This window comes from Halomonas sp. SCS19 (genome assembly GCF_040147015.1).
GTDB lineage: Bacteria > Pseudomonadota > Gammaproteobacteria > Pseudomonadales > Halomonadaceae > Halomonas > Halomonas litopenaei.
In genome coordinates this window covers 559220-583252 of the sequence record NZ_JAMSHN010000001.1, presented here as the reverse complement: position 1 = coordinate 583252, position 24033 = coordinate 559220, and the positions used below count along the sequence as shown (strand labels likewise).

Below are 24033 nucleotides of genomic sequence, written 5' to 3'. Positions count from 1 at the left end.
GGATGACTGTAGAGCGAGATTTGGATAGACGTCAATAGAACGATCTAACTAGGTGTCAAGTGAGCTAGTATTTGTGGCAGGACAGCGGCATGATTGAGAAAAAGGAGGTCCGATGCGTAAGAAAGTGACGATGGAGATGGTGGCCAAGGCGGCCGGTGTGTCTCGGGCGACTGTTTCGCTTGTCGCGCGAAATTCGCCACTGGTGTCGGATGCGACTCGCGAGCTGATCACCAAGACCATGAAAGATATGGATTATGTCGCTGATCGTGCGGCCGCCCGGCTGCGCAGCAACAGCAGCGGTACGGTGGGGCTGATCGTTCCAAACCTGATCAATCCGTTTTTCATCGATTTCCTGGCGGGCGCCGAGCGGACCATGGCCGACGAAGGTCGGGTCATCCTGTTGGCCAACAGCTATGACGACACCGATCGTCAGGAGGATATCCTGCAGAGGTTCCGGGAGCATTCGGTCGATGGCATCATCCTGTGTCCGGCCGTAGGCACCCCACCGGAGCTGCTTTCACGCATCGCCAACTGGGGCATTCCGGTGATCCAGGCCATGCGCGCGGTCTCTCCGACCGAGTCTGACTATGCCGGGACCGACAACGCCAGCGGCATGCTTAGCGCCGTTCGGCATCTGACCTCCCTTGGACACCAACGCATTGTTTTTGTGTCTGTTTCGTCCAGGTCGTCGGCGCGGGCCGAGCGGGTTGGCGCCTTCCATCAAGGGTTGGCCGAGGCCGACGGAGTCGAGGGAACCATCATCGAGACCGAGTTCTCGCTCGACGGCGCCATCGAGGCGGGGGCCCGCATCAAGGACGAAGCCGCTGACGCTACTGGGATCATCTGCTTCAACGATATCGTCGCTGCTGGGGTGATGCAGGGGCTACGCCAGAGCGGCGCAGTACCAGGCGAGACGCATGCCATCATCGGCTTTGGCGATCTGCCCGTGGCGCGGATGGCGTATCCGCAGTTGACGACGGTGGCAACGAATCCCGGCAACACGGGATCGAGCGCATCCACTCTTTTAGCGCGCCGTCTGGGCAAGCCGGATGCGCCTTTCGAGCGTGTTCTTACCGTTCCCTCCCTGGTGGTTCGCGGTAGTACCTTCGCCCTGTAGTGGACAGTCGACGGTAGTACTTACAGGCTACTTCGCTGTTTCTGCTTGCTATTTTTCGTCTAAATCACTCTCGCTGGAGCGGCTCGATGCTACCGGCGAGTGGTAGTGCGATCCTCCTTCGCCCTCCCGGTAGTCTCCCCTTGTCGGCGCTTGCTGCGGTATCGACGACCCAAGCGCCAGGAAGCCTGAGATGTCGGCTTCTACGACTATTGATATCAAGCCTGGCGCCCGCGGAATTTCCTGCTGTTCCGGCGTCGAAGAAGTTCTCGAATACGCTAGAAATATCCATGTTTAACAGTGTTGTAGATTCATATTCGACAACGCTAACGGATGGCTTGGCGAAGGTGCCGGCAGCGATGGCCCTTGGCGTGAACCGGCCTCCTACCTTGACATTGTGTAAGGTGCAATTTAGAACGATATAAACAACAAGGAGGACAAACATGTACGATTTCAATTTTCAGCCAGTCTTCGCGAGCTGGGATGCGCTGCTCGTCGGGGCACTGCTGACCATTCGGCTATCGGCCACCGCGATGGTGTTCGGGCTGGGGATCTCGATTCTCGGTGCCGTCGCCCGCACGTCACATGTTCGACCCCTGCGAATGATCGTGGCGTCCTATGTCGAGGTCATCCGCAACACGCCCTTCATCGTACAGATCTATTTCATCTTCTTTGGCCTGCCGGCGGCTGGCATCACGCTTTCCCCGAACACCGCGGCGCTAATGGCGCTGACGATCAACGTCGGCGCATACGGCACCGAGATCGTACGATCCGGTATCGAAGCGATTCCGCGCGGCCAGATCGAGGCGGGGCGGGCGTTGGCACTCAGCCCGTTCAACATCTTTCGCCATGTGGTCATCAAGCCTGCGCTTCGCACGATATATCCCTCTCTGACCAGCCAGTTCATCTACCTGATGCTGATGTCGAGTGTGGTCTCGGTCATCTCGGCAAGCGACCTCGCTTCTGTCGGCGCCGACATCAACGCCGCGACCTTCGCAAGCTTTGAGGTCTATCTGGTGCTGACCGCCGCCTACCTGGCGATGGCGCTGGGCTTCTCGGGCGTATTCGCGCTCATTCGTCGCAAACTCTTCACCTACCCTGTGAGCTGACGCCATGATTCGTGAATTCTCGACCGCCGACATACTTTTCATGGCCTCCGCCGTGCGCTGGACGCTCTTGCTGTCGCTTATCGCCTTTGGATGCGGCGCGATTGGGGGCTTGCTGATCGCCGCCATGCGTACCTCCGGCTACAAGATGGTGAGCACTGCTGCAGCCTTGTATATCCAGTTGTTCCGGGGCACTCCGCTGCTCATGCAACTCTTCCTGATCTACTTCGGTTTCTCGGTGTCCAGCTTTCCGGTCAGCCCCCTCACCGCTGCCGCGGTGGGCCTCACCCTGCATGCCAGCGCCTTCCTTGGTGAAATCTGGCGAGGCGCCATCGAGGCCGTGCCGGGTGGACAGACCGAAGCGTCGAAGGCCCTTGCGCTCAGCTACGTCAACCGGATGCGTCATATCATCCTGCCCCAGGCGATCAAGATCGCCACGCCCGCCACCGTCGGTTTTTCGGTACAGCTGATCAAGGGCACCTCGCTCGCCTCGATCATCGGCTTCACCGAGTTGACCCGCGCCGGACAGATCGTCAACAACGCCACGTTCTCGCCGATTCTGGTCTTCGGCACGATTGCCATTTTCTATTTTCTGTTGTGTTGTCCGCTGTCGATGTTCGCCAAGCGACTCGAAGCGCGGATGAGACTCTCAACCGTTCGATAATCCCCTAAGGAGCATAAAAAGATGATAAAAATAAAACATCTTGTCGCCAGCACCGCCTTGACCCTCATGGCCGTCGGGACACAAGCGTCCGCCGTCGCTGCTGAACTCACCGACATCCAGGAGTCCGGCAAGCTACGTGTCGGCATGCTGGTTGATTTTCCCCCCTTCGGTGTGCTCGATACCTCAGGCAATCCCGATGGCTATGATGCCGCCGTGGCAACTGAACTGGCGGAAAGCCTCGGCGTCGATTTGCAGATCGTGCCGGTGACAGGGCCTAACCGTATCCCTTACCTGCTGTCTGGCCAGGTCGATGTTCTTGTGGCGTCCCTTGGCATTACACCGGCTCGTTCTGAGAAGGTGGATTTCTCTGACCCTTACGCGGCCATCAGTATTGCCGTGTACGGCGATGCGTCCAAGGAAGTCGAATCGAAAGCGGACCTGGCCGACTACATCGTGGGCGTAGCCCGGGGCTCCACCCAGGAAAAGGGCGTCGTCGAGGCGGCCCCGGAGGGCACGGAAATCCGTCGCTTCGATGATGGTGCCGGTGCAGTACAGGCGCTGATGTCGGGCCAGGTCGACCTTCTAGGCGCCTCCAACGTAGTGATGGGAGAAGTGATCGCCGTCACCGGTGGCCGTTTCGAGAAGAAGCTCGATCTGTCCAACCAGCTCCAGGGAATCAGCGTGGCGCCTGGCTCCGACGAGCTGCTGGAGCAGATCAACAGCTACCTCGCCCAGATCAAGTCCGATGGCACCCTGAACGACATCCACCAGGAGTGGCTGGGTGAGCCGCTTCCGGATTACCTGAACAAGTAAGCCAATAATTGGGGACTGCCAATGTCTGCACAAGCTGTCGTGATGCAGGATGTCGTGAAGTACTACGGCGAGTTTGCCGCCCTGACAGACGTCAACCTGTCCGTCGAGTCGGGTGAGCGTATCGTCATCTGCGGCCCATCCGGATCAGGGAAGTCCACCCTGATCCGCACCATCAACCAGCTCGAAGAGATACATTCGGGCACGATCGTCGTCGACGGGATCGAGCTTACCGCGGGAGGCAAGAACGTTGCCAAGGTACGCGAAGACGTCGGCATGGTGTTTCAGAGCTTTAATCTGTTTCCTCATATGACGGTGCTGGAGAACTGCATCCTGTCACCGATGAAGACCAAGAAGGTCAGTCGTGCCGAAGCCGAGAAGACCGCTCGTCACTACCTCGAGCGAGTCAAGATCCCCGAGCAGGCCGACAAGTATCCGGCGCAGCTCTCCGGTGGGCAGCAACAGCGCGTGGCCATCGCACGGGCTCTGTGCATGAAGCCACGGATCATGCTGTTTGACGAGCCGACCTCTGCGCTCGATCCGGAGATGGTGAAGGAGGTACTGGATACGATGATCGATCTGGCCGGGGAGGGCATGACGATGATGTGCGTGACCCATGAAATGGAATTTGCCAAGGCTGTGGCCGATCGTATCGTCTTCATGGACGCGGGCAAGATCGTCGAGATCAACGAACCGACCGGGTTCTTCACCAACCCGCAGAACGAACGTCTGCAGAACTTCCTGGGTCAGATTACCTGAGCTGACAAAGGGCCAGGCCTCCCTGCCGGTGCGTCGGCAGGGGGCGTCCTGCTTGGAGCAGAGGGACGCATGGCCTTCCATGCAAGGTGAGTGCTTTCTCTCCGGTTGAATACTCGCCATGGCAATGGTGTCAGTACACGTAGTAGCGTATTCCCGATGTGAAGATGCTTTCATAATCTTCATCCGGGGAAAATACGTAGCTCGGGACGACCTCCGAGAAGACCGAAATATCGATCGGCGTCATCAGCTCAATGCCGATGGGAAGCCTGACTCCCCAGCGTTCGTTGGTATTGTTGCTCTTGTTCTCGAAGCCGTAGTCTTCTTGTCCTTTGAGAAACATGATCCCTGCGCCGGCGTAGAAGATGGGAGTTATACGTGCTAGCAGGTCCTTGGGTGATGTGTACAGGTGCGCATCCAGATGAAGCATGAATGAGTCGTCAAAGTCTGTGTGGGCGCCAAGCTCTGCACTGAAGTTTTCGTAAAATGCCTTGTCCGAGTAGTGTAGCTGTTCGTTGTTGTAATTTGCGATGCCGATGCCAAAGTGTAGCGTATCGCTGGCCCCCATGGTTGGCGCAAGGAATAGAACCGTCGCGATCGGAAGGGTCATGATATGCATTGCTTTTGCTCTCTTGTTTTTTCTGGTTTTTTCGTCTTGTCGAGATTTTTATATTTGCCATCCGATAGATGTTTCTTTTTCTGAGACTGCCCATAATTTCTCGGCGACGGCCCTGTCCCAGACAAATGGTTTGATCTCACATTTTCCGACTGGCCCTATCCAGTTAAATAAGCCGGAAGGACCATAATAAGCTTGCTGTTCGAGGTTTTTAGTGGTGGCACACATCACTTCCGGGTAGGCGCCTCTTTCCGCTGTTTGCACCATCGGTGATTTTGCCATCAACGAAAAGATCAAACGTGACGCCACATTGGCCTTTTCGTTTATCAGGGAAGTCCGGGATGCACCAGGATGGCACACATATACTTTTATGTTTTTCCCTGCCTCTGTTGTTCTTCTCTGTAACTCGTAGGCGAATATCATCTGAGCTAGTTTGCTATGGCAGTAAGTGCTGTTGGGGTGGTAATTATTGATCCAGTTCATATCATCGAACTGGATGGTTTTTAAGCCCATCTTGTAGCCTTCACTGCCAACTACGACTATGCGCCCGTTCGAATCATCGATTCGCTGGTAGAGCAGTCCACAAAGAAGGAAATGGCCGTAGTGGTTTACGCCGAGGTGACTTTCAAAACCATCCTGAGTAAATTCCTGCCTGGCGACCTGTGCAATAGCACCGTTGCAGATAAGGGCATCAATTCGGGGGAGCGTTGCCAGTACTTCTGCCGATGCTTTACGCACCGAGTCAAGCGAAGCAAGATCCAGTCGAACGAACGTTGCTTGTACCTCTCTACCGAATTCTTGTTTCAGTGCTGCTATCGCTGCTTCCGATTTTTCGACACTACGATTCATCATCACCACCCCGGCGCCTTTGGACACCAGAATGCGCGCCGCCTGAAAGCCCGTACCTGAGTTGGCTCCAGTAATCACATAGGTGTTTCCCTGCAGGGACTCGAGTTGATCTGGTGTCCAGCCCTTCGCTAGGGATTTTTTTGTACACATTTTCGTGTCTCCAATTCTAGCCAGACCGACTAGTCAAACAGTGTCTGAAGTTTGTGGTGCCAATGATAACTCTCGGCCATGCGTGAATGTAGACCAGATAATCTCTAAAACATGCCTATTCGTATCACTTCGTTGACTTTGTCTCTTTTGGTTGATAGTTTTCTTCCACTAAGTTATTCGAGTTTTGTCGAATGAGCAGGCACAAGATAAAAGCGCTTGTCGAAAGCAAGTTTCACGAAGATGGGGTGATGGAAACGGGGGTATCGGGCGTTCAGATATTCCGTGTTACTGAGGCGCTTCATTGTACTCCTGCCGTCTACGAACCTAGCGTGATCGCGATCGTAGGCGGTTCCAAGGAAGCCATCGTGAATGGCAGGCGATATGTGTATGACAGCAGCCAATACATGTGTTGCCCCATTTCGTTGCCGGTCGAGGCAGGTACCCCGGCTGCCTCCCCAGAAGATCCCTTGTTGGGTGTGTCTATTTCCCTGAATACAAAAGTGATGAAAGAAATAGTTATTCAGGTAGAAAGCACTGCAGCGGGGGCTGAAAAACCTCGTGGGGATTCTTTGTCGCAAAGCGTATCGCTTGCCCGATGGGATGATGGATTTTCTGAAGCACTGTTACGCTTGTTGCAATTAGGTGATAGCAAGACGCAGACCGAGGTTCTCGGAGAAGGGCGCCTTCGCGAGTTGTACTATGCCGTTTTGATGGGAGATGCCGGGGCTTCGGCGAGGCTCGCTTTTGGAGTCGGCAACGAGATTGCCAGAGCCATCGAATATTTACAGTCCCGCCTCGATGAAACTGTCACCATTGACGAAATCGTCTCGTATGTGGGGATGAGTCGTGCTGTTTTTCATCGGAAATTCAAGCAGGCGACCACGATGTCACCCATTCAGTTCGTGAAAACGATGCGGCTGAACAGCGCCGCCATGAAGATTGCTACGGGAATGAACGTGAGCGAAGCGTCAATGGCGGTCGGGTACGCAAGTGCTTCGCAATTCAGTCGAGAGTTCAAACGACTGTATGGAAAGTCCCCCAAGCAGTGGAGCCAATACCAGGCGCTTGCCAGGGGCTAGAGAAGTGGCAGGCATTCAGGTTTCAGGGGGAGAGCCCCAAGCGAGGGCGCCGAGCGCGTAATACCTGCTCGCCATTGTCTTGCCCGCTGCGATGGGTATCGATATTGGGTCGACCACGAGGTGATCTCGCTGAAGGCGGTAAATCCGGCTCGCAGGGCAGCATCCGCCGCCCTGCGTGTGTGAGTGGTAACTTATCCGAGCACGCCCTGGCTACGCAGGTAGTCGTCGTAGCTGCCACTGAAGTCGACGATGCCATCGTCCTTCATCTCGATGACGCGGGTGGCCAGTGAGCCGACGAACTCGCGATCGTGGCTGACGAAGATCAGGGTGCCGGGATAGTGCTCGAGCGCCAGGTTGAGCGCCTCGATGGACTCCATGTCGAGGTGGTTGGTGGGCTCGTCCATCACCAGCACGTTGGGGTTCTGCAGCGAGAGCTTGCCGAACAGCATGCGTCCCTGTTCACCGCCTGAAATCACCTTCACCGACTTGCCGATATCATCATTGGAGAACAGCATCCGCCCGAGGGCGCCGCGCACGATCTGCTCACCGGCGGTGGTCCACTGCTGCATCCATTCGAACAGGGTTTCGCCCCCCTCGAAGTCCGCCGCGTGGTCCTGGGCGAAATAGCCCACTTCGGCGGCATCGGTCCATTTGACCTCACCGGCATCGGGCTCCATCGCGCCGACCAGGCAGTTGAGCAGGGTGGTCTTGCCGATGCCGTTGGGGCCGATGATGGCGACCCGCTCTCCGGCTTCGATGCGCAACCCGAAGCGCTCGAACAGGACATTGTCGTCCCAGGCCTTGGACAGCGCTTCCACTTCCAGCGCCTGGCGGTGGATCTTCTTGTTCTGCTCGAAGCGAATGAACGGACTGATCCGTGATGACGGCTTGATCTCGTCGAGCTGGATCTTGTCGATCCTGCGCTGGCGTGAGGTCGCCTGCTTGGCCTTGGAGGCATTGGCCGAGAAGCGACTGACGAACTGCTTCAACTCGGCAATTTCTGCCTTTTTCTTGGCGTTTTCGGACTGCAGACGTTCACGCGCCTGGGTGGCCGCGGTCATGTACTCGTCATAGTTGCCGGGGAACAGCTGCAGCTCGCCGTAGTCCAGATCTGCCATGTGCGTGCACACACTGTTCAGGAAGTGGCGATCGTGGGAGATGATGATCATGGTCGACGAGCGCGCACGAAGAATGTCCTCGAGCCAGCGAATCGTGTTGATGTCCAGGTGGTTGGTCGGCTCATCGAGCAGCAGCACGTCGGGGTCGCTGAACAGCGCCTGAGCGAGCAGTACGCGCAGTTTCCAGCCCGGTGCCACCACACTCATCGGCTGGTCGTGCTGCTCAAGCGGAATCCCCAGACCCAGCAGCAGCTCACCGGCACGAGCCTCGGCGGTGTAGCCGTCGAGCTCGGCGTAGCGGACTTCGAGGTCTGCCACCGCCATGCCGTCTTCTTCGCTCATCTCGGCCTGGGAGTAGATGCGCTCGCGCTCAGCGGTCACGCTCCACAGTTCTTCGTTGCCCATGATGACGGTGTCGATGACACGTTCGTCCTCGAAGGCGAACTGGTCCTGGCGCAACTTGCCCAGGCGAGTGGTGGCGTCCTTCATCACCTGGCCGCTGGTCGGCTCGAGGTCGCCCCCGAGGATCTTCATCAGGGTCGACTTGCCACAGCCGTTGGCCCCGATCAGACCGTAGCGGTGGCCCTGGCCGAATTTGACAGAAACGTTTTCAAACAGCGGCTTGGGGCCAAACTGCATGGTGATGTTGGCGGTAGAGAGCACGGCAGAGTATCTCGCGGGATGAACATGAATGAGAGACTTGGGCCGGCACGGCAAGGGGCTTCGACCAAAGTGGAGGGCGCATTGTACGCGTCTGACCCGGTGGCTAGCTACTCGAGAACCGGGCGGCACCGGCAGCTGCCGGCCGGCGGGGCAGGGAAGGCCTTTGAAACGTGGAGTGAATCTTGGCGGTACGTCGTGAGAGGGGAGGGGTGGCAGGCTCGGTTTAGCCTCGTGTGTTGGTGGGCGTGTGTAAACGGGTGAAGCGGTCTCGTGATACCGTCAAGTGCTTGTCCAGCTCCCGCTCGGCCAGGAAGGTGTTGCGCTTCAGGGCGTTGGCAATATCGTAGTGGCCGGCGTTGGATAGATCGAAGGTGCGGGTCATGTTGTTGCGAGCGAGGCGGATCTTGTCTGCTACCAGGCGATAGGAGTCAATGAGGTATTGATTGCCGGAAGATTCGATCAAGGTCATGTGGTATTGGTAGTCGAACGCTTCATAGCTCAGCCAGTCTTCTTTCGAGATGGCTTCATCCATCTGATGGCACAGGGTCAACAGACTGTCTGAGAGGGATAACACATCTCGAGACATGTGCAGGGCGCCAATCTCCATCATCTTTCGGTACGCCATGAGCTGTTCAAGCTCGGTCAGCGTGGGGTTCCAGATCCTGTTGCCGCTCTTGGGTGAAATGGTGATCAGCCCTTCATGCTGCAGGCGTTTCAACGCCTCGCCTACCGGGCTGCGTCCAATCCCGAGGCCCTCGGTCAATTCCTTGATCGAGATCTTCTGGTCCAGGGCATAGGTGCCTTTCAGGACGCGATCCTTGATGATGGTATATGCCTGCTGCGACATCGACTCGGCACCGTCGGCCATCCTTCTTCTCCTGTTCTTGCTCTTTAGACCGTATCCGTTCCGCCGTGACAACGGGCGAGGTGCCAATGACACCAAGCCCGTGTGTTTTACTGTCGATCGTGGACTTAGTCCAGTTCTGGCGATACTGCGCCGGTATTGACTGGTGCATCGATGCCAGTGGTGGTCGGCGTTAGATACTTCTTGCCATCGATATCTCGCACCGCCGTTTCGTTGAACAGATCCCGATTCAGCATCAGCATGAAGCTACGTCCAACGATGGCGATGACGAAGCACAGCGGAAACCCCGTCAGGATCGATATCGTCTGTAGTGGCGTCAAGCTTTCTGGATTGAGGAAGTAGAGCGCTGTGGAGACCAGCCCGACCAGCACCAGCCAGAAAGACGCGTTATAGCGTGACGCCTCCTGCTCGGGAAGCAGGGTCTTTTGCGTCGCCGAGGCTAGTGAATAGCCGACCGCACATTGACCGCTGACATAGGACAGCAGGGCTACCAGACCGAACACCACGATGAACAGTCCTGCGGCAGGCAGTTGCTCGAGCATGGCCTTCACCACCTCGCCGCGACCCGCCTCGTTCATCACCGCGATGAGGTCCAGTTGGCCGCTGGTCTGGAGGTGGATGCCGAATGCCGGAAAGACCATGTAGAACACCATGCAGCCCAGCGACCCGGCCACCAGGCCGGCGAAGACGATTCCCCGAATGGTCCTGCCACGCGATATCTTGGCGATGAAAAGTCCGTAAGGCAGGGCGTAGACGACCCACCAGGAGAAGTAGAAGATCGTCCAGGCTTGGGGAAAGCCGGTATTGCGAATAACGTCTGTGGCGAAGCTCATGTAGACGAAGTTCTGGAGCATCAGGCCCAGCCCGTCTACCGATTGGTTGAGCGTGAAAGACAGCGGGCCACACGCCAGGACGCCCACCAGCAAGGCAATATCCAGGCGGACGTTGAAATTGGACAGGCGAGCGACGCCTTTCTGCAGGCCGAGGATCAGCGCCATCATCGGAATGGCGGTCCACAGAAATATCACGAAGACGTCGAGTACCGGGTTGCCTGCCTGCATGCCAAATGCGTAGGCGAAGGTGCTCGAAATAAGCGGCGTGCCAAGGGCGATCGACGTCATGACGCCGCCGATGATGCCGAACATATACAGAAAGTTGATGGCGTGACCGACCAGGCCATCGGCCCAGCGCCCTAGCACCGGGCGAGTCAGTTCACTGAGTTTCAGGTTGCGTTGCTTGCGGACGTACATGGCATAGCCGATCGGTATCGCGCAGGCGATATACCAGGCCCATGCCGAGGGGCCCCAGTGAAACATGCCGAACGCGCTGGCCCAGCGTGCCGCCTCTGCAGTACCGGGCTCGGCGCCGAAGGGAGGCGACTGCATGATCCAGATCCATTCGGCGGCGCTGAGGTACAGCAGGCTACCGCCGGTGCCCGAGGTGAAGATCATGCCCAGCCAGGTGAGGGTCGAGAATTCTGGACGAGTGTCGCGGTCTCCCAGAACCACCTTGCCGTAACGCGACATCGCCAGATACAGGCAGAAGCTGATCGCGCCGATGGTGGCCAGCAGGAAGAACCAGCCAAGTTCGTTGGTGGTGAAGGCGTGAATCTGATGGAGGAGGCTCCCGCTCTGCTCGGGCCAGAGGGAAAAGACCAGAGCCAGTAGCAGGGTGAGGAGGAGTGCAGGCATGAACACCGCTGGATCGATGCCGGCGATTTCCTTTCTTATTTTCTGATAGCGCATGGGCGAAGCCTTTGCAGGTGAAAACAAAAACCCTGTCGAAGCAGGGGGCAGGCGTGTTGTGGCTATCTAAAATGCTAGTTTAGGGGTTGTCTTTCAACTGCTGTGCGAAGGTGATGTCGTGTCAGAGCGAGAGATGTCACTGAGTGAGCCCTTTAATTTCCATTAAAAACAAACATATGAAGGTTTGTTGTGTTTTGGTTAAAGGTTTTTCGCTACGACAAAAGTCTATGCTGTTGTGATGCGCATGACTATTTCGTGTCTTCACAACACCAAATCTAGAATGTTAGATTGTGGTCAGTCATCACCTTTCCTGGCTGGAGCAGCCCGCATGGTTTCAGAGGTCGACATCATCATCATTGGAGCAGGCTCCGCCGGCTGTGTATTGGCGGAAAGGCTGTCACAGGATTGCGATCGACAGGTGCTGGTGATTGAGGCAGGAGCCCGCGGCAAGACGCCGACAATCTCGGTGCCGGCGGGGTTCGTCCATCACTTCAACAGTCCTCGCTACAACTACTGCTATCGCTCCGAACCTGAGCCCGAGCTGGGGCAGCAGCGGGTTTACCAGCCCCGGGGGAAGGGGGTTGGTGGCTCCGGTGCGATCAACGCCATGATCTACGTGCGTGGTGATCGGCGAGACTTCGATGACTGGGCTGCGGTCAGCTCTCCACGTTGGTCCTATGACGCTGTCCTGCCCTATTTTCGGCGCCTGGAGCGACACCATAGCGAGGACACAAGGTATCACGGTCGTGATGGCAGCATTGGGGTCCTTTCCACCCGGGATAGTGCCCCCGAGCTTTGCCATGCCTTCTTCGCTGCCTGTGACGCGTCTGGACTGCCGAATAATCATGACTTCAACGGCGAGCGCCTGGATGGCTATGGCTTCTACGACATGAATGTTCGGGCCGGTCTGCGTTCATCGAGCGCTCGGGAATACCTGACCCCGGCGCTGAAGCGCTCGAATCTGTCGCTGATGACGCAGACGCAGGCGAGGCGACTGGTGTTCGAGGGGCGACGTGCCGTCGGTGTCGAGGTCGCGTGCGGTGGCGAACGACGCACGATCAAGGCCCGCCAGGAGGTAATCCTGTGTGCCGGAGCGGTGGATTCTCCGAAGTTGTTGCAGCTTTCTGGCGTTGGGGACGCCAAGGCATTGGCTCGACTGGGCATCGATAGTGTCATCGACAACCCCAGGGTTGGGCAGAATCTGCAGGATCATTTGTGCGGCAGTCTGTTCTTCGAGAGTCGCGAGCCGACACTCAACGTGACGCTTGGCCGGCTGACGGGCAAGTTGCGGGCTGGCTGGGACTACGTGAGTCGCCGCCAGGGTCCCTTGGCCTTTGGCGTCAAGCACGCTGGCGCCTTTGTCCCCCTCGAGGGGACGGGGGTGTCGGGTCACGGGGAGCACCCGGTGCAAGGGAGTGGCGATGGTCACGCCAAGGCGCAGGTGTTCTTCAATCCCATCTCCTACGCCCTGCCGGAAGAGGCCGGGGGGCGCCTGGTGTTGCATCGGCACGCCGAGGTGTCGCTTTTCTACAATGTCTGCCGACCCTACAGTCGCGGCTCCGTGACGCTCAAGAGCGCTGACCCCGACGATGCGCCGGCAATTCACAATCGTTACCTGTCCGATGCTCGTGACAAGGCAGAACTGCTCGCGGCCTTTCGTCAGGTACGCAGTCTAGCCAGCGCGGGGCCGCTCAAGGACATCCTGGTCGATCACCGCGGTTACGCCGATATGCACAGTGACGAGGCCATTCTCGACGACTTCCGGGCGTCGTGCGGGTCGATCTACCACCTCTGCGGAAGCTGCGCCATGGGTACCCGGCTCGAGAATTCGGTCGTCGACCCGTCACTCAAGGTTCACGGAGCCGAGGGCCTGAGGGTCGTCGACGCGTCCATCTTTCCCAACATTACCTCCGGCAATACCCAAGCCCCCACCTTGATGGTGGCCGAGGTGGCCGCCGACATCATTCGCCAGTCCTGGAACACTTAGATGAAAATCAAGAAGGTCGAATCTTTCTACAGCGAGGACGTTGGTATCGTCCGCGTCACCATGGCCGACGGCAGCCAGGGCGTGGGCCAGGTGTCCACCTACAACGCCGACATCAGTGTCGAGATCATGCATCGTCAGGTGGTTCCCTGGTTCGAGGGGCGCGACATCAACGGGATTGATGATATCGCTGACAGCGTGGCCCTGGTGCTGGAACGCCAGCACAAGTTTCTGGGCTCATATCTCTATCGCGCGCTGTGCGGTGTCGAGACGGCGCTGTGGGACTGGCTCGGCAAGGCTCATGACAAGACGGTCTGCGAGCTACTCGGTGGTACGGTTCGACCGCTCAGGGTCTATGCCTCCAGCATGAAGCGCGACATTACCCCCGAGCAGGAAGCTGAACGCTTTCTACGCTTGCGTGATCGCCACGGCTATGACGCTTTCAAGTTTCGTGTGGGCGCCGAGTGCGGTCGTAACCAGGATGAATGGCCGGGGCGCACGGAGGCGATCATCCCGACCATTCGTCGAGCCATGGGGCCTGACGTCGACCTGCTGGCCGACGCCAACAGCTGCTTTCGACCGGAGCGCGCCATCGAGGTAGGGCGTCTTCTGCAGGACAATGGCATCCAGCATTTCGAAGAACCCTGCCCCTATTGGGAAATGGAGTGGACTCGCCATGTCACGGCCGCGCTGTCGCTGGACGTGACAGGGGGCGAGCAGGATCACTATCTGCCGGCCTGGCAGAAGATGATCGATGACCGCGTGGTCGACGTGCTGCAGCCAGACATCTGCTATATGGGCGGCATCACACGCACCCTTCAGGTGGTGGAAATGGCCCGCAAGGCTGGGCGTGTCGTGACCCCTCACACCGCGAATCTCAGCTTGGTGACCATCTTCACCCTGCACCTTCAAGGGGCCATCGACAATGCTGGCCCTTATCTCGAGTTTTCCATCGAGGAAGACGACTACTATCCCTGGCAGTACGGCATCTATGACAACTTCCCGGTGGCCAAGGATGGCAAGGTTGCCATCCCCGACGAGCCAGGCTGGGGCATCCGCGTGCGCCAGGACTGGCTGGAATCCGCCCACTACCGAGCGAGCGAATTGACATGACAGCACTCAAGACTCTTTGCGAGAAAGCCGGCGTGATCGATCCGACGCCGCACCTTACGCCGCAGCACTTCATTGACGGGCGGTGGCATACGTCTACCTCGGGCGAGACTATCGAGGTTACCGATCCCGGCAGCGAGAGCACGATTGCGCACATCGCCAGGGGCACCCCGGAAGACGTCGAGGCTGCAGTAACCGGCAGCCAGCGTGCCTTCGAACACTGGCGCCGCCTTGCGCCTGCCGACCGGGCCGAGCACCTCTTTCGTCTCGCCGACACGGTGCGCCGCAATAGCGAACTGCTCTCGGTCATCGAGTGTCTGGATTCGGGCAAACCCTACGCCGAGGCCGAAGCTGATATTCAGGGGGCAGCGTCACAGCTCGCCTACTATGCAGGGCTAGCCGACAAGATCGAGGGAAGCACCACCCCCCTGGGCGACGGGTTTGTCTCGATCAATCGCCGCGAGCCGGTGGGGGTGACCGCCCACGTCGCTCCGTGGAACTTTCCGCTGTTGACCGCCGTACGCGGGATCGCCCCGGCACTGGCGGCCGGCTGTACCGCGGTCGTCAAACCGTCCGAGCTGACGTCGCTGTCCACGCTGGTCATGGCGGCCTTGTTCAGCGAAGCCGGCCTGCCCGACGGTGTGGTCAATGTCGTGACCGGCTATGGTCACGATATTGGCGATGCCCTGACGTCCCATCGTCTGGTTCAGCACGTGACCTTTACCGGTTCGGTTGCGACCGGGAAGCAGGTAATGAAGTCGGCTGCCGACAATGTTTCCAGCGTGCTGCTGGAGTTGGGCGGCAAGTCCCCTGCCGTGGTGCTGGCCGACGCCGATATCGACAAGGTCGCCGAGGACATGGTCTGGGCGATCTACTACAACGCCGGCCAGGTATGCACCGCCGGTTCACGCCTGGTGATCCACGAGTCCCAGCACGAAGCCTTCATGCAGGCCTTTCTGCCGCGAGTGGCGGAGCTGACATTGGGACATGGCCTCAAGGGACGAGACATCGGCGCTATCAACTCCGCCGGCCACCTGGCCAAGATTGCCTCCTTCGTCGATGACGCCAAGGCGCGCGGCTTGACCATCCGCTGTGGCGGAAATGTTACCCGTGACCCTGAGAGCGGCAAGGGGCTCTTCTTTGAGCCCACCGTGATTGATCGACTGGAGCGTGATGACCGACTGGTGCAGGAAGAGATCTTTGGTCCGGTCCTGGCGGTACAGGTGGTCGCCAGCGATGAGGAAGCCCTCTCGATTGCCAATGGCACCGACTACGGCCTTGCCGCCTGTGTCTACAGCCGCGATGTCGCCAGGGCGCTTAGACTTGCCGCCGAGATCGATGCAGGTCAGGTCACCATCAACCAGTACTTTGCCGGCGGAATATACGCACCGGTCGGTGGCACCAAGCACTCAGGGTTTGGCCGAGAAAAGGGCCTTTTGGCACTCGACAATTACCTGAGGAACAAGAACGTGACGGTCAAGCTCTAGGGCTTGTCTGAAAAGTGCCTGCGCTCGTCGACTTTTCGGACAGCGCCTAGCGTCCCTGGACGGCTGAATGATACCGCGCCACCCGTGTGGTGGTGCGGTATCGAGCGCTGTTCACCCGTCTTCCCCATGCCAAACGCTCGGCCAGGTGGTACTTGGCCGAGCGCCCCTCTTGCCTGGCATCTTCCTGCCGATTCCCTCACCATATCCCCTTCAGATCACCGCACCCTTCGCGGCGCGCTCGCCAACCGCCTGCCTTGCACTGGATGGCTGGTGCTATCTGCCATTGTCTGCCGCTGTCTGTCACCCCAGGGGCGTCCCTGCAAACTACCCGGCCCATCACATCTTCTGCCTATGAACCCCAACCCCGCTTCCATGAAGTCGCTGATCGCCTTCGAGGCCACGGCCCGGCTCGGCTCCATGACCGCCGCTGCGGAGGCCGAGCGAACCACCCAGCCGACCATCTCCCAGCGAATCCGGGGGCTGGAGGAATACCTGGGGTTGGTACTGTTCGACCGGCACGGCGGCCGGCTGAGCCTGACCGTCGAGGGCGAGCGCTTCTACCGCGAGATGGCGCCGAGTCTCACCACCCTCAGAGACACCTGTGATCGCTTCGTGCGCCACGGCCAGGGGCCAGCGCCAACGGTCGTCATCGCAGCCGACGCGGGTTTTACCCACCTGTGGCTGTTGCCTCGGCTACCGGCGCTCAAGCGGGCCTTTCCCGACTTCAGCTTTCACCTGATGCCGATCGACCGCTCGGACGATCCGCAGCTGCTGGCCGCCGACATCGCGATTTGTTTCGGGCCTTATCTGCCCCAGGAAGAAGGGCGGCTGGTGGCCCGGGAGGCGGTCTTTCCGGTGTGCAGCCCTGACTACGCGCAGGCACATGGGCTATCCGGCCCCCTGTCAGCACAGGACCTGTCACGGCTCTCGCTGTTGCACCAGGACATCAGGAATCCGCGCTGGCTGGACTGGGCCCAGTGGTGCCGCCATGCGGGGCTCACTCCACCCCCGGCGGAGGATATCTTCGCCTACCACAACTACGCGCTGTTGCTGAACGCGGCGCTGGCGCATCAGGGCGTGGCGCTGGGCTGGTCGAACCTGGTCGAGGAGTATCTGGTCACCGGCCAGCTCACAGCCCTGGGACCGCAGGTTACGCGGGAAGACTATGGCTACTGGCTGAGCGTCAAGCACCAGCGCAGCGCGGTCACGGAGCCGGTCAGGGACTGGCTGCTGGACGCGGTGCATCGTGGTGAGGGTGCCACCTCGGGAGACCCGGGGCGGTTGCGCTGAGGGGGCGCCAGATCGGGGCTGATAAGACGCACTGACGCAAAGCAGGGCATGCGTTGGGCGTGGATGCGTTCGCCATGGTGATGGCAAAGGTGCAGAGAGGAAGAGAGGAAGAGAGGAAGAGAGGTGACGAGGATAGAGAGAGGCGGGGCCCAGGACCCCGTGCCCGATGTGGGCACGGGGCGGCCTGTCAGCGCCGGCGCGGGCGCAGTCGGAAGCCTTGGCGATAGGGATCGCCGGGTTCGCGGAACAGCGAGAGCAGCACGCCGAGGGTCATGACCAGGATGACCACGCTGACCGGCAGGGCGGCAGCGATCAGGGCGGTCTGCAGGGCGGAAAGCCCACCGACCACCAGCAGCACGGCGGCCACCAGGCCGATCACCACACCCCAGAAGACGCGGAACAGCTTGGGCGGATCGTCATCGCCCAGCGACAGGATGGTGGTCAGCACCAGGGTGCCGGAGTCGGATGAGGTGATGAACCAGCTCATCAGCAGGAACACCATCATGGCCGACAGCACCCAGCCGAAGACGCCAGAGCCGACGATCCCGTCCGCGGTGGCGAACAGCGCAGACGGCAGATCCCAGGCGCGCACCATCTCCATGATGCCGGCAGTGCCAGCGCCACCGGCGGCGTTCAGCTCCTGGTGGATGGCGTTGCCGCCGAAGATGACCAGCCAGACAAAGGCCAGCAGCGTCGGTACCAGCAGCACACCGAGGACGAATTCGCGCAGGGTGCGGCCCTTGGAGATGCGAGCGATGAACAGCCCGACGAAGGGAGCCCAGGCGAGCCACCAGCCCCAGTAGAAGATGGTCCAGGCCTGCTGCCATTCGCTGGTACCGGATTGCTCGGCGTACCACAGGCCCATGGGAATGACCTCGGTGGCGTAGTCCGCCAGCGTCTCGCCGAAGGTCTGGATCAGCCACAGGGTCGGCCCGCCGAACAGGAAGATGCCGATCACGACCGCGGATACCCAGATGTTGAGCACCGAGATGATGCGGATGCCCTTCTGCACGCCGCTGACTACCGAGATGATCGATAGCGTCGAGATCACCGCGATCAGCACCAGTTGGGTCGGCAGGCCATCGTCGATGCCGAACAGCTTTTCCAGTCCCACGCCCATCTGGCTGACGCCGAGTCCCAGCGAGGTGGCCACACCAAACACGCAGCCCAGCACGCCGAAGATGTCGAACAGATGCCCGGCGGGCCCGAAGATGCGATCGCCGATAAAGGGGTAAAGCGCCGATCTTAACGCCAGCGGCAGGCCCTTGCGGTAGGCGAAGTAGGCCAGCGACATGCCGACGATGACGTAGATCGCCCAGCCGTGCAGCCCCCAATGGAAGACCGTCACCCGCAGCGCGTCGATGGCGCGCTCATGCCCGATGGCGGTGGCCCCGGCCATGTCGGCGTGGGGGTTGTTGGGGTAGCCGAAGGAGTCGGTATTATCGAGATAGAAGATCGGCTCGGCGACACCGAAGAACAGGATGCCGATACCGATGCCGGCGGAAAACAGCATCGAGAACCAGGCGAAGTTGCTGAACTCCGGTCGGCTGTCGTCGGTGCCCAGGCGGATGCTGCCGTAGCGACTGCAGACGATAAAGGCGCAGACCACCAGCAGGGCGACCACGGTCACCAGGTAGTAGCCGCTGAAGGTGCCCTCGATCCAGGCGCGTGCGGTGCCGAAGACCACGGCGGCGGTGTCGGAACTGAGACCGGTGAACAGTACGAAGAGCAGGATCAGTGCCCCTGACGTGATCGTCATGCCGCGGTGCATGCCCTGGAAGGGGCCGCGTTGTTCGAGTTCGGTCACCTTGTAGTCGGTACCCATTACCGCGTGGGGATTGTCGTCGGGGGGAGACCCCGGGGAAGATGATTCTGGAGTAGCGATAGTCTGTGTCCTCTTGAGCCGGACCTCGGGCCGGCGATCCCGCTGCCGCTACCGTGAGCGGCCTTGTCGGCGCGGCGGCTCGGGGCGAGCCGCCGCGTCAGACCTGTGGCTCATGGCTCCAGCGGATGCTCCTCGCCGATCACCTCCGGATCGAAGGGCTGGCGAGCGAAGATGCGCCGCAGCATGGGCTCGAAGTGTTCCAGTGGTGGCGTCGGATAGTCCGGATCAAACGCCGCCTGATCGTAGCGTTCACAGAAGTCCACGCAACTCTGGAACCAGGGATGGTCCCGGTAGCGATCGCGTTCGTGCGGATCCTCTCCGAAGTGGTGCGCATAGTACACTTTTTGGAACAGTCCGTGGTGATGGATCACCCAGGTCACTTCGGCGCGCACATAGGGCCGGATGATGGCGGCGGCTAGCTGGGAGTGGTTGTAGGGCGCCAGGTCGTCACCGAGATCGTGCAGCAGCGCGGCCACGATCATGTCCTCGTCGGCACCGTCGGCTTCGGCCCGTGCCGCCGACTGCAGCGAGTGTTCCAGACGCGTCACCTGGTAGCCGCTCAGGCTGTTCTCGAGTCGGCGCAGCGCGTCCAGCAGGCGGTCGACCAATCCCTGGTTGAAGTTATCTTCGAGTTGCTCGAGAAAGACGTATTCCTCCCGAGTCCCGTCCTTCATCTGGCGAAACGTGACCTTTTCCATTCAGGCGACCTCCTCGATGGACGCATGTTGCTTCAAGAGACTGGCGAAACGCTCCCGCGGGCCGTCGGTATCCAGGTAGCAACCCTGCAGGTGGCGCTGTCCTTCGTTGCTGTCATAGCTGGTGCGGCCGTGTAGTACGCGACTGTTGTCGAACAGCATCAGTTCGCCGGCGCCGAGCGCGAAGCGTACCTCGTAGGTCGGGTCGGAAAACAGCTCGCCAAGGCGCTGGCGGGCGCGGTGGAACAGCCGTGTCTCGGCGTCGGAGAGCAGCGGCAGGCCATCCAGGCGCGGGCTGTAGTGAACGCCGGTGGGGCGACCGTCGTCATCGGTCTGGATCATGGTGCGCTGGGTCACCAGCTGGGTGCCAGCGTCGACGAAGCGAAAGCGTACCGGGGTATGTTTCAGTAGCTCGTAGCCCTCGGGGGTCTCCTGGCGTAGCCGCTCGAGAACCTTGAGGCTGTCGACCAGGGTGGACAGGCCGCCGCTGGTCTCGTTGACCAGACAGTGCAGCAGCTGGATACCCGGCACCGGGTTGCGGTAGGGGTTGTCGGTGTGGGGACCAAGCGCCACGCTGCGATAGGCCAGGTCATTGCCGCTGGGGCGTGAATAGACCTCGAAATAGCGACCGAAGTTGGTTTCCTTGACGTAGCCATAGTGGCTGCCGACCTGAAGGATGCGTTCCGGGTCGGTGGGTACCTTGTAAAGCACCAGATAGCCGTAGCGTAGATAGGCATCCAGTGACTCGCGAAAGACGTCGGGGTCGTCAAGCACCTGGGTCCAGTCAAAGCGCACCTTGTTCTGATCGAGCGAGGCGTCCCAGGGTTCGGCGGCCGGAAACAGCTCGCTCTCACCGAGTTCCTCGGCCAGGACGCGCAGATCGTAGGTCTCGCGATGGCCGTCGCTGAAGGCCAGCGCCACCTGCTGCTCATCGACCTGGGTCGCCTGGGTCAGCGCCAGATTCGCGTCGATGGCGTGGGAGTCGAACAGCCGTTGCTGGGTCATCGGCTCCAGTTGATCCGGCGCCTGGGTACGTTCGCGCAGCCACAGCGGGCTGACCTCGCGGGACTGCTGGCCGTCGACGACAACGACGGCCGGGGGCTGTTCTTGGATGACGAACTCAGGGCGGGAGGTTGGCTTTCGCATCGCGGGTCTCCGGTGTCTGGCAAGCGTTCGGCGCGCATGCTGAGCCATCTCCCGGCGACGGAGTAGAGGCGCTGGCTTATCCTCCACCATGCATTTTCTTTATACCCGTGATGGCAAAGCGCCCGGCAGTACCGGACGCCTGAGGGAGACGCTGTAATACGCACAGATGGGTTCGTGGCCGTCAAGCTAACCTGGATTTGGCTCCAGGCGACAGCTCTCTACGGCCGCCAGTTGTCGCGAGTGTTATCCGGTGTCGAGGGGTGGCGTAAGCGGCTGTCGAGACCCGCAAGAATCACGTCGTTGTGAAATTCCGCGCGCACCAGATCGTCCTGTGTCAGACACAGTGTCTTGAGTTGGGCGGACGGCTTGGAAGAGGTGGTGAGGCTTCGAGCAGGGCGGGTGGAAGTGGTCATGTCTGTCTCCTGGTCCCCTTGTGAGTCGGCAAGCGCCGACCCAGGGGTTAGGAGTCGCACGCCGCTTTAGCTGCACTTGTATTCCGCCCGCAAGTTGGTGCTTAAATCGGCGGCGTTACGTGTTCGGCAATAAAAAGTGTTTGGGCAACAAAAAACCCGCTCAGCAATAGCTAAAGCGGGCCTCTGGCGTCGCTTTAGCTGCATTTTTTAAAGCGCCCGCAAGCTGAGATTCAAATCGGCGCAGACCCCAACCTATCCCGCAGGTGACCGGCTGTCAATGAGGTCGTAGCAGCTTGCTTGAGCGTTCTCTCGTTCCCTTCTATATGGCGATGCCGCTCGCCGAAGGCGCGGAGCTATCGAATCATCAGTGCGTAGCTCGGCCCGGGGGGCGCAGGACCGGCAACAGGCGCCCGGTGTGAAGAAAAGGGGAGAAGGAGGGGCAAGAGAGCGGCTTGACCCACGCAGGGCCGTCATTTACGTTGCAGGTACCAACTAAACTGCCTGAGACACGATGCCTCTCCAAAGCGATAGCGACAACCAAAGCGATAGCAACAACCCTCTCGACCTCCCGAGCGGCGAGAACCTCGATCGGGATGCTCGAGCGCTCTATGACGCACTCAATCAGCTGATTCGGGTCCACCAGTTTCGAGATCGCGATCGCATCTGCGGCTATGACCTCTCGGTGGCCCAGTGCTATGCCCTGGAGACCCTGGTCCATCAAGGGCCATTGCGCCTGCAGGGGCTGGCAAGCGAAATGTACCTGGACAAGAGCACGGCGAGTCGCGTGGTGGACGCCCTGGTACGCAAGGGACATGTCGACCGGGTTGCTGATCCAGTAGATCGACGTGCCGCACTGATTCGCCCCACGGTGCAGGGAGAAGCGCTGTACCAGACGATACGCGCCGACCTGATCGCTGAAGAGCGGGCGATGCTCGAAGGACTCACCCCGGATATGCGTCAGGCGGCGCTGAGCCTGATACGGCAGTTGACCCAGGCCGCGCAACGGCGCTGTGGTCCGGGGCCTGGGACCCTGAGTGCTGTCGAGGACGAGACCTGAGTTTTTTTTGCCTATATCGTTGGTACTAACAACTTATGTCGGGTTCGAGGCACTCCCGCCTAGATGCCACTCATTGAAGGAGCGATAGATGAATCAGGCAAGCGGCAGGATCGCGATTATCGGAGGTGGCCCCATCGGGCTCGCCGCCTGCGCCCATGCGCTAGCGCATGGACTCGATCCGGTAGTCATCGAAGCGGGTACGGGCGTCGGTGAGCATCTGCGGCAGTGGGGGCATGTGCGAATGTTCACGCCCTGGGAATGCAACCTCGACGATCACGCTGCCACACTGTTGAAGGCTTCGGGATGGCAGCCACCAGGCGGCAATGCTTGCCCGACCGGGCAGGAGCTTGTGGAGCACTATCTGGAGCCGCTGGCGAACCTGCCTGAGCTCCGAGACCGCGTACACCTGCAAAGTAGAGTTGTGGGCGTGAGTCGGTCCGGGATCGATGTGCTGAAGGACAAGGGGCGCTTCGAGGCGCCGTTCGTCCTGAGGATCGAAGCCCCCGATGGCGAGCGCGACCTTTTGGCCGATGCTGTCATAGATGCCTCCGGTACCTTCGGCCAGCCCAACTGGATGGGAGCCCACGGCATGCCAGCGCTGGGGGAAGCGCGACGGGCACAGCGAGTGACCTACGGTCTGCCGGCGGTGCTGAAGGAGGGGCGCGATCGCTACGCCAACCGTCGTGTGCTGGTGGTCGGCGCCGGGCATTCGGCCTTCAATCTACTCCGCGATCTGGCCGAGCTTGGCGAGGCAGCCCCGGATACCAGGGTGCTGTGGGCGATCCGTGGTGATTCACTGGCCAGGATGTTCTGCGGGTGCGCCGACGATCCTCTCGAGGAACGTGGTCGGCTCGGGCTGGAGGTTCAGCGCCTGGTGAGCGATGGCAGGATCGAGGTCTATCCCGGGGTCAGGATCGAGCGACTTGAGGAGGGGGCCGATGGTCTGCTCATCCACGGGGAAGGTCAGAGCCTGCCGCCGGTAGACGAGGTCATCGTCGCTACCGGCTTCCGGCCGGATCTGTCGCTGTTGACCGAGCTTCGCCTCGAGCTGGATCCGGCCACCCAGAGTCCGGTTCGTCTGGCTCCGTTGATCGATCCCAACGTACACAGCTGTGGCTCGGTACCCTCCCACGGCGCCGAGGAGCTCCGCCATCCGGAGCAGGGACTGTATATCCTGGGCATCAAGAGCTACGGCCGCGCCCCCACCTTCCTGTTGAGGACCGGTTACGAACAGGTGCGCTCGGTGGTGGCAACGCTGGCGGAAAGGGCGGCACGGCGGGGGTAGGGCAGGGCCTGCCGGATGCTGAACTGATCCGGGGGATGGCCGTCACCGTGAGTGAATGCCCGAGAAGATGGCAAGGGGCGCCTGCCTGCCATTTTTTTTGTCGGAGCAGCAATGAATATGGGTTTTTTCTGTATTCAGCGGGAGGG

Annotated in this window: 21 protein-coding genes; 12 read left to right on the top strand and 9 right to left on the bottom strand. The window is 60.0% G+C overall.

The genetic code is table 11. From position 1 onward, the window contains the following. Window positions 1–112: 112 nt before the first annotated feature. The 5 genes from NFH97_RS02285 (at window position 113) to NFH97_RS02265 (ending at window position 4453) form a co-directional block, all read left to right on the top strand. Window positions 113–1117, top strand: a complete 1005-nt coding sequence (locus NFH97_RS02285) for a LacI family DNA-binding transcriptional regulator (protein ID WP_349624361.1) — start codon at window positions 113–115, stop codon at window positions 1115–1117. Window positions 1118–1557: 440 nt separating this feature from the next. Beyond that, window positions 1558–2223, top strand: coding sequence for an amino acid ABC transporter permease (locus NFH97_RS02280; protein WP_253028971.1), 666 nt, complete (start codon window positions 1558–1560; stop codon window positions 2221–2223). 4 nt (window positions 2224–2227) lie between these two features. Then, on the top strand, window positions 2228–2884 hold the full coding sequence (locus NFH97_RS02275) for an amino acid ABC transporter permease (protein ID WP_124802362.1): 657 nt from the start codon (window positions 2228–2230) through the stop codon (window positions 2882–2884). Window positions 2885–2905: 21 nt separating this feature from the next. Further along, the gene (locus tag NFH97_RS02270) at window positions 2906–3697 is read left to right on the top strand and encodes a transporter substrate-binding domain-containing protein (protein ID WP_124802360.1); all 792 of its coding nucleotides are present in this window, start codon (window positions 2906–2908) and stop codon (window positions 3695–3697) included. Window positions 3698–3718: 21 nt separating this feature from the next. Continuing rightward, the gene (locus tag NFH97_RS02265) at window positions 3719–4453 is read left to right on the top strand and encodes an amino acid ABC transporter ATP-binding protein (RefSeq protein ID WP_124802358.1); all 735 of its coding nucleotides are present in this window, start codon (window positions 3719–3721) and stop codon (window positions 4451–4453) included. A 130-nt stretch (window positions 4454–4583) separates the two neighbouring features. Here the strand turns inward: NFH97_RS02265 and NFH97_RS02260 are convergent, their stop codons facing one another. Then, window positions 4584–5069: a hypothetical protein gene (locus tag NFH97_RS02260; protein WP_349624360.1), complete on the bottom strand. Its 486-nt coding sequence runs from the start codon at window positions 5067–5069 to the stop codon at window positions 4584–4586. 48 nt (window positions 5070–5117) lie between these two features. Continuing rightward, on the bottom strand, window positions 5118–5993 hold the full coding sequence (locus NFH97_RS02255) for an SDR family oxidoreductase (protein ID WP_349624359.1): 876 nt from the start codon (window positions 5991–5993) through the stop codon (window positions 5118–5120). 263 nt (window positions 5994–6256) lie between these two features. Between NFH97_RS02255 and NFH97_RS02250 the strand changes: the two genes are divergently transcribed. Further along, window positions 6257–7144: an AraC family transcriptional regulator gene (locus NFH97_RS02250; protein ID WP_349624358.1), complete on the top strand. Its 888-nt coding sequence runs from the start codon at window positions 6257–6259 to the stop codon at window positions 7142–7144. Window positions 7145–7335: 191 nt separating this feature from the next. Here NFH97_RS02250 and NFH97_RS02245 read toward each other — a convergent pair whose 3' ends face one another. From NFH97_RS02245 to NFH97_RS02235, 3 genes are all read right to left on the bottom strand, one after another. Beyond that, on the bottom strand, window positions 7336–8925 hold the full coding sequence (locus NFH97_RS02245; RefSeq protein ID WP_124802350.1) for an ABC-F family ATPase: 1590 nt from the start codon (window positions 8923–8925) through the stop codon (window positions 7336–7338). Window positions 8926–9148: 223 nt separating this feature from the next. Further along, a complete protein-coding gene (locus NFH97_RS02240) occupies window positions 9149–9793 on the bottom strand; it encodes a GntR family transcriptional regulator (RefSeq protein ID WP_213228402.1) in 645 nt (214 codons plus the stop codon). Window positions 9794–9897: 104 nt separating this feature from the next. Further along, window positions 9898–11535, bottom strand: a complete 1638-nt coding sequence (locus NFH97_RS02235; protein WP_348827787.1) for a BCCT family transporter — start codon at window positions 11533–11535, stop codon at window positions 9898–9900. 328 nt (window positions 11536–11863) lie between these two features. On the opposite strand from NFH97_RS02235, the gene NFH97_RS02230 reads away from it, so the two are divergent. From NFH97_RS02230 to NFH97_RS02215, 4 genes are all read left to right on the top strand, one after another. Next, window positions 11864–13522 (top strand): GMC family oxidoreductase, encoded by a 1659-nt coding sequence (locus NFH97_RS02230; RefSeq protein ID WP_348827788.1) that lies wholly within the window; start codon window positions 11864–11866, stop codon window positions 13520–13522. Beyond that, complete coding sequence (locus NFH97_RS02225) at window positions 13523–14632, top strand: mandelate racemase/muconate lactonizing enzyme family protein (protein ID WP_349624357.1); 1110 nt, start codon at window positions 13523–13525, stop codon at window positions 14630–14632. Next, complete coding sequence (locus NFH97_RS02220; RefSeq protein ID WP_222515378.1) at window positions 14629–16116, top strand: aldehyde dehydrogenase family protein; 1488 nt, start codon at window positions 14629–14631, stop codon at window positions 16114–16116. The genes NFH97_RS02225 and NFH97_RS02220 overlap by 4 nt, the downstream gene beginning before the upstream one ends. A gap of 351 nt (window positions 16117–16467) precedes the next feature. Next, entirely contained in the window at window positions 16468–17406 is a 939-nt protein-coding gene (locus NFH97_RS02215; RefSeq protein WP_349624356.1) for a LysR substrate-binding domain-containing protein, read from the top strand. A gap of 187 nt (window positions 17407–17593) precedes the next feature. Here the strand turns inward: NFH97_RS02215 and NFH97_RS02210 are convergent, their stop codons facing one another. From NFH97_RS02210 to NFH97_RS02195, 4 genes are all read right to left on the bottom strand, one after another. After that, complete coding sequence (locus NFH97_RS02210; RefSeq protein ID WP_181248556.1) at window positions 17594–19231, bottom strand: BCCT family transporter; 1638 nt, start codon at window positions 19229–19231, stop codon at window positions 17594–17596. 170 nt (window positions 19232–19401) lie between these two features. Continuing rightward, on the bottom strand, window positions 19402–19989 hold the full coding sequence (locus tag NFH97_RS02205) for an HD domain-containing protein (RefSeq protein ID WP_349624354.1): 588 nt from the start codon (window positions 19987–19989) through the stop codon (window positions 19402–19404). Next, window positions 19990–21132, bottom strand: a complete 1143-nt coding sequence (locus NFH97_RS02200; RefSeq protein ID WP_349624353.1) for a TauD/TfdA family dioxygenase — start codon at window positions 21130–21132, stop codon at window positions 19990–19992. Window positions 21133–21350: 218 nt separating this feature from the next. After that, complete coding sequence (locus NFH97_RS02195; RefSeq protein ID WP_349624352.1) at window positions 21351–21545, bottom strand: hypothetical protein; 195 nt, start codon at window positions 21543–21545, stop codon at window positions 21351–21353. 511 nt (window positions 21546–22056) lie between these two features. Here NFH97_RS02195 and NFH97_RS02190 point away from each other — a divergent pair. Together NFH97_RS02190 and NFH97_RS02185 are read left to right on the top strand one after the other, a co-directional pair. After that, a complete protein-coding gene (locus NFH97_RS02190; RefSeq protein WP_349624351.1) occupies window positions 22057–22602 on the top strand; it encodes a MarR family winged helix-turn-helix transcriptional regulator in 546 nt (181 codons plus the stop codon). A gap of 88 nt (window positions 22603–22690) precedes the next feature. Next, window positions 22691–23887, top strand: coding sequence for an NAD(P)-binding domain-containing protein (locus NFH97_RS02185; protein WP_349624350.1), 1197 nt, complete (start codon window positions 22691–22693; stop codon window positions 23885–23887). The last annotated feature ends 146 nt before the right edge of the window (window positions 23888–24033 follow it).

What these genes read in the sequence shown, in the direction of transcription:
- NFH97_RS02285 (WP_349624361.1), top strand. Translation starts at nt 113, where the DNA reads ATGCGTAAGAAAGTGACGATGGAGATGGTGGCCAAGGCGGCCGGTGTG.
- NFH97_RS02280 (WP_253028971.1), top strand. Translation starts at nt 1,558, where the DNA reads ATGTACGATTTCAATTTTCAGCCAGTCTTCGCGAGCTGGGATGCGCTG.
- NFH97_RS02275 (WP_124802362.1), top strand. Translation starts at nt 2,228, where the DNA reads ATGATTCGTGAATTCTCGACCGCCGACATACTTTTCATGGCCTCCGCC.
- NFH97_RS02270 (WP_124802360.1), top strand. Translation starts at nt 2,906, where the DNA reads ATGATAAAAATAAAACATCTTGTCGCCAGCACCGCCTTGACCCTCATG.
- NFH97_RS02265 (WP_124802358.1), top strand. Translation starts at nt 3,719, where the DNA reads ATGTCTGCACAAGCTGTCGTGATGCAGGATGTCGTGAAGTACTACGGC.
- NFH97_RS02260 (WP_349624360.1), bottom strand. Translation starts at nt 5,069, where the DNA reads ATGCATATCATGACCCTTCCGATCGCGACGGTTCTATTCCTTGCGCCA.
- NFH97_RS02250 (WP_349624358.1), top strand. Translation starts at nt 6,257, where the DNA reads ATGAGCAGGCACAAGATAAAAGCGCTTGTCGAAAGCAAGTTTCACGAA.
- NFH97_RS02240 (WP_213228402.1), bottom strand. Translation starts at nt 9,793, where the DNA reads ATGGCCGACGGTGCCGAGTCGATGTCGCAGCAGGCATATACCATCATC.
- NFH97_RS02235 (WP_348827787.1), bottom strand. Translation starts at nt 11,535, where the DNA reads ATGCGCTATCAGAAAATAAGAAAGGAAATCGCCGGCATCGATCCAGCG.
- NFH97_RS02230 (WP_348827788.1), top strand. Translation starts at nt 11,864, where the DNA reads ATGGTTTCAGAGGTCGACATCATCATCATTGGAGCAGGCTCCGCCGGC.
- NFH97_RS02225 (WP_349624357.1), top strand. Translation starts at nt 13,523, where the DNA reads ATGAAAATCAAGAAGGTCGAATCTTTCTACAGCGAGGACGTTGGTATC.
- NFH97_RS02220 (WP_222515378.1), top strand. Translation starts at nt 14,629, where the DNA reads ATGACAGCACTCAAGACTCTTTGCGAGAAAGCCGGCGTGATCGATCCG.
- NFH97_RS02215 (WP_349624356.1), top strand. Translation starts at nt 16,468, where the DNA reads ATGAACCCCAACCCCGCTTCCATGAAGTCGCTGATCGCCTTCGAGGCC.
- NFH97_RS02210 (WP_181248556.1), bottom strand. Translation starts at nt 19,231, where the DNA reads ATGGGTACCGACTACAAGGTGACCGAACTCGAACAACGCGGCCCCTTC.
- NFH97_RS02205 (WP_349624354.1), bottom strand. Translation starts at nt 19,989, where the DNA reads ATGGAAAAGGTCACGTTTCGCCAGATGAAGGACGGGACTCGGGAGGAA.
- NFH97_RS02200 (WP_349624353.1), bottom strand. Translation starts at nt 21,132, where the DNA reads ATGCGAAAGCCAACCTCCCGCCCTGAGTTCGTCATCCAAGAACAGCCC.
- NFH97_RS02195 (WP_349624352.1), bottom strand. Translation starts at nt 21,545, where the DNA reads ATGACCACTTCCACCCGCCCTGCTCGAAGCCTCACCACCTCTTCCAAG.
- NFH97_RS02190 (WP_349624351.1), top strand. Translation starts at nt 22,057, where the DNA reads ATGCCTCTCCAAAGCGATAGCGACAACCAAAGCGATAGCAACAACCCT.
- NFH97_RS02185 (WP_349624350.1), top strand. Translation starts at nt 22,691, where the DNA reads ATGAATCAGGCAAGCGGCAGGATCGCGATTATCGGAGGTGGCCCCATC.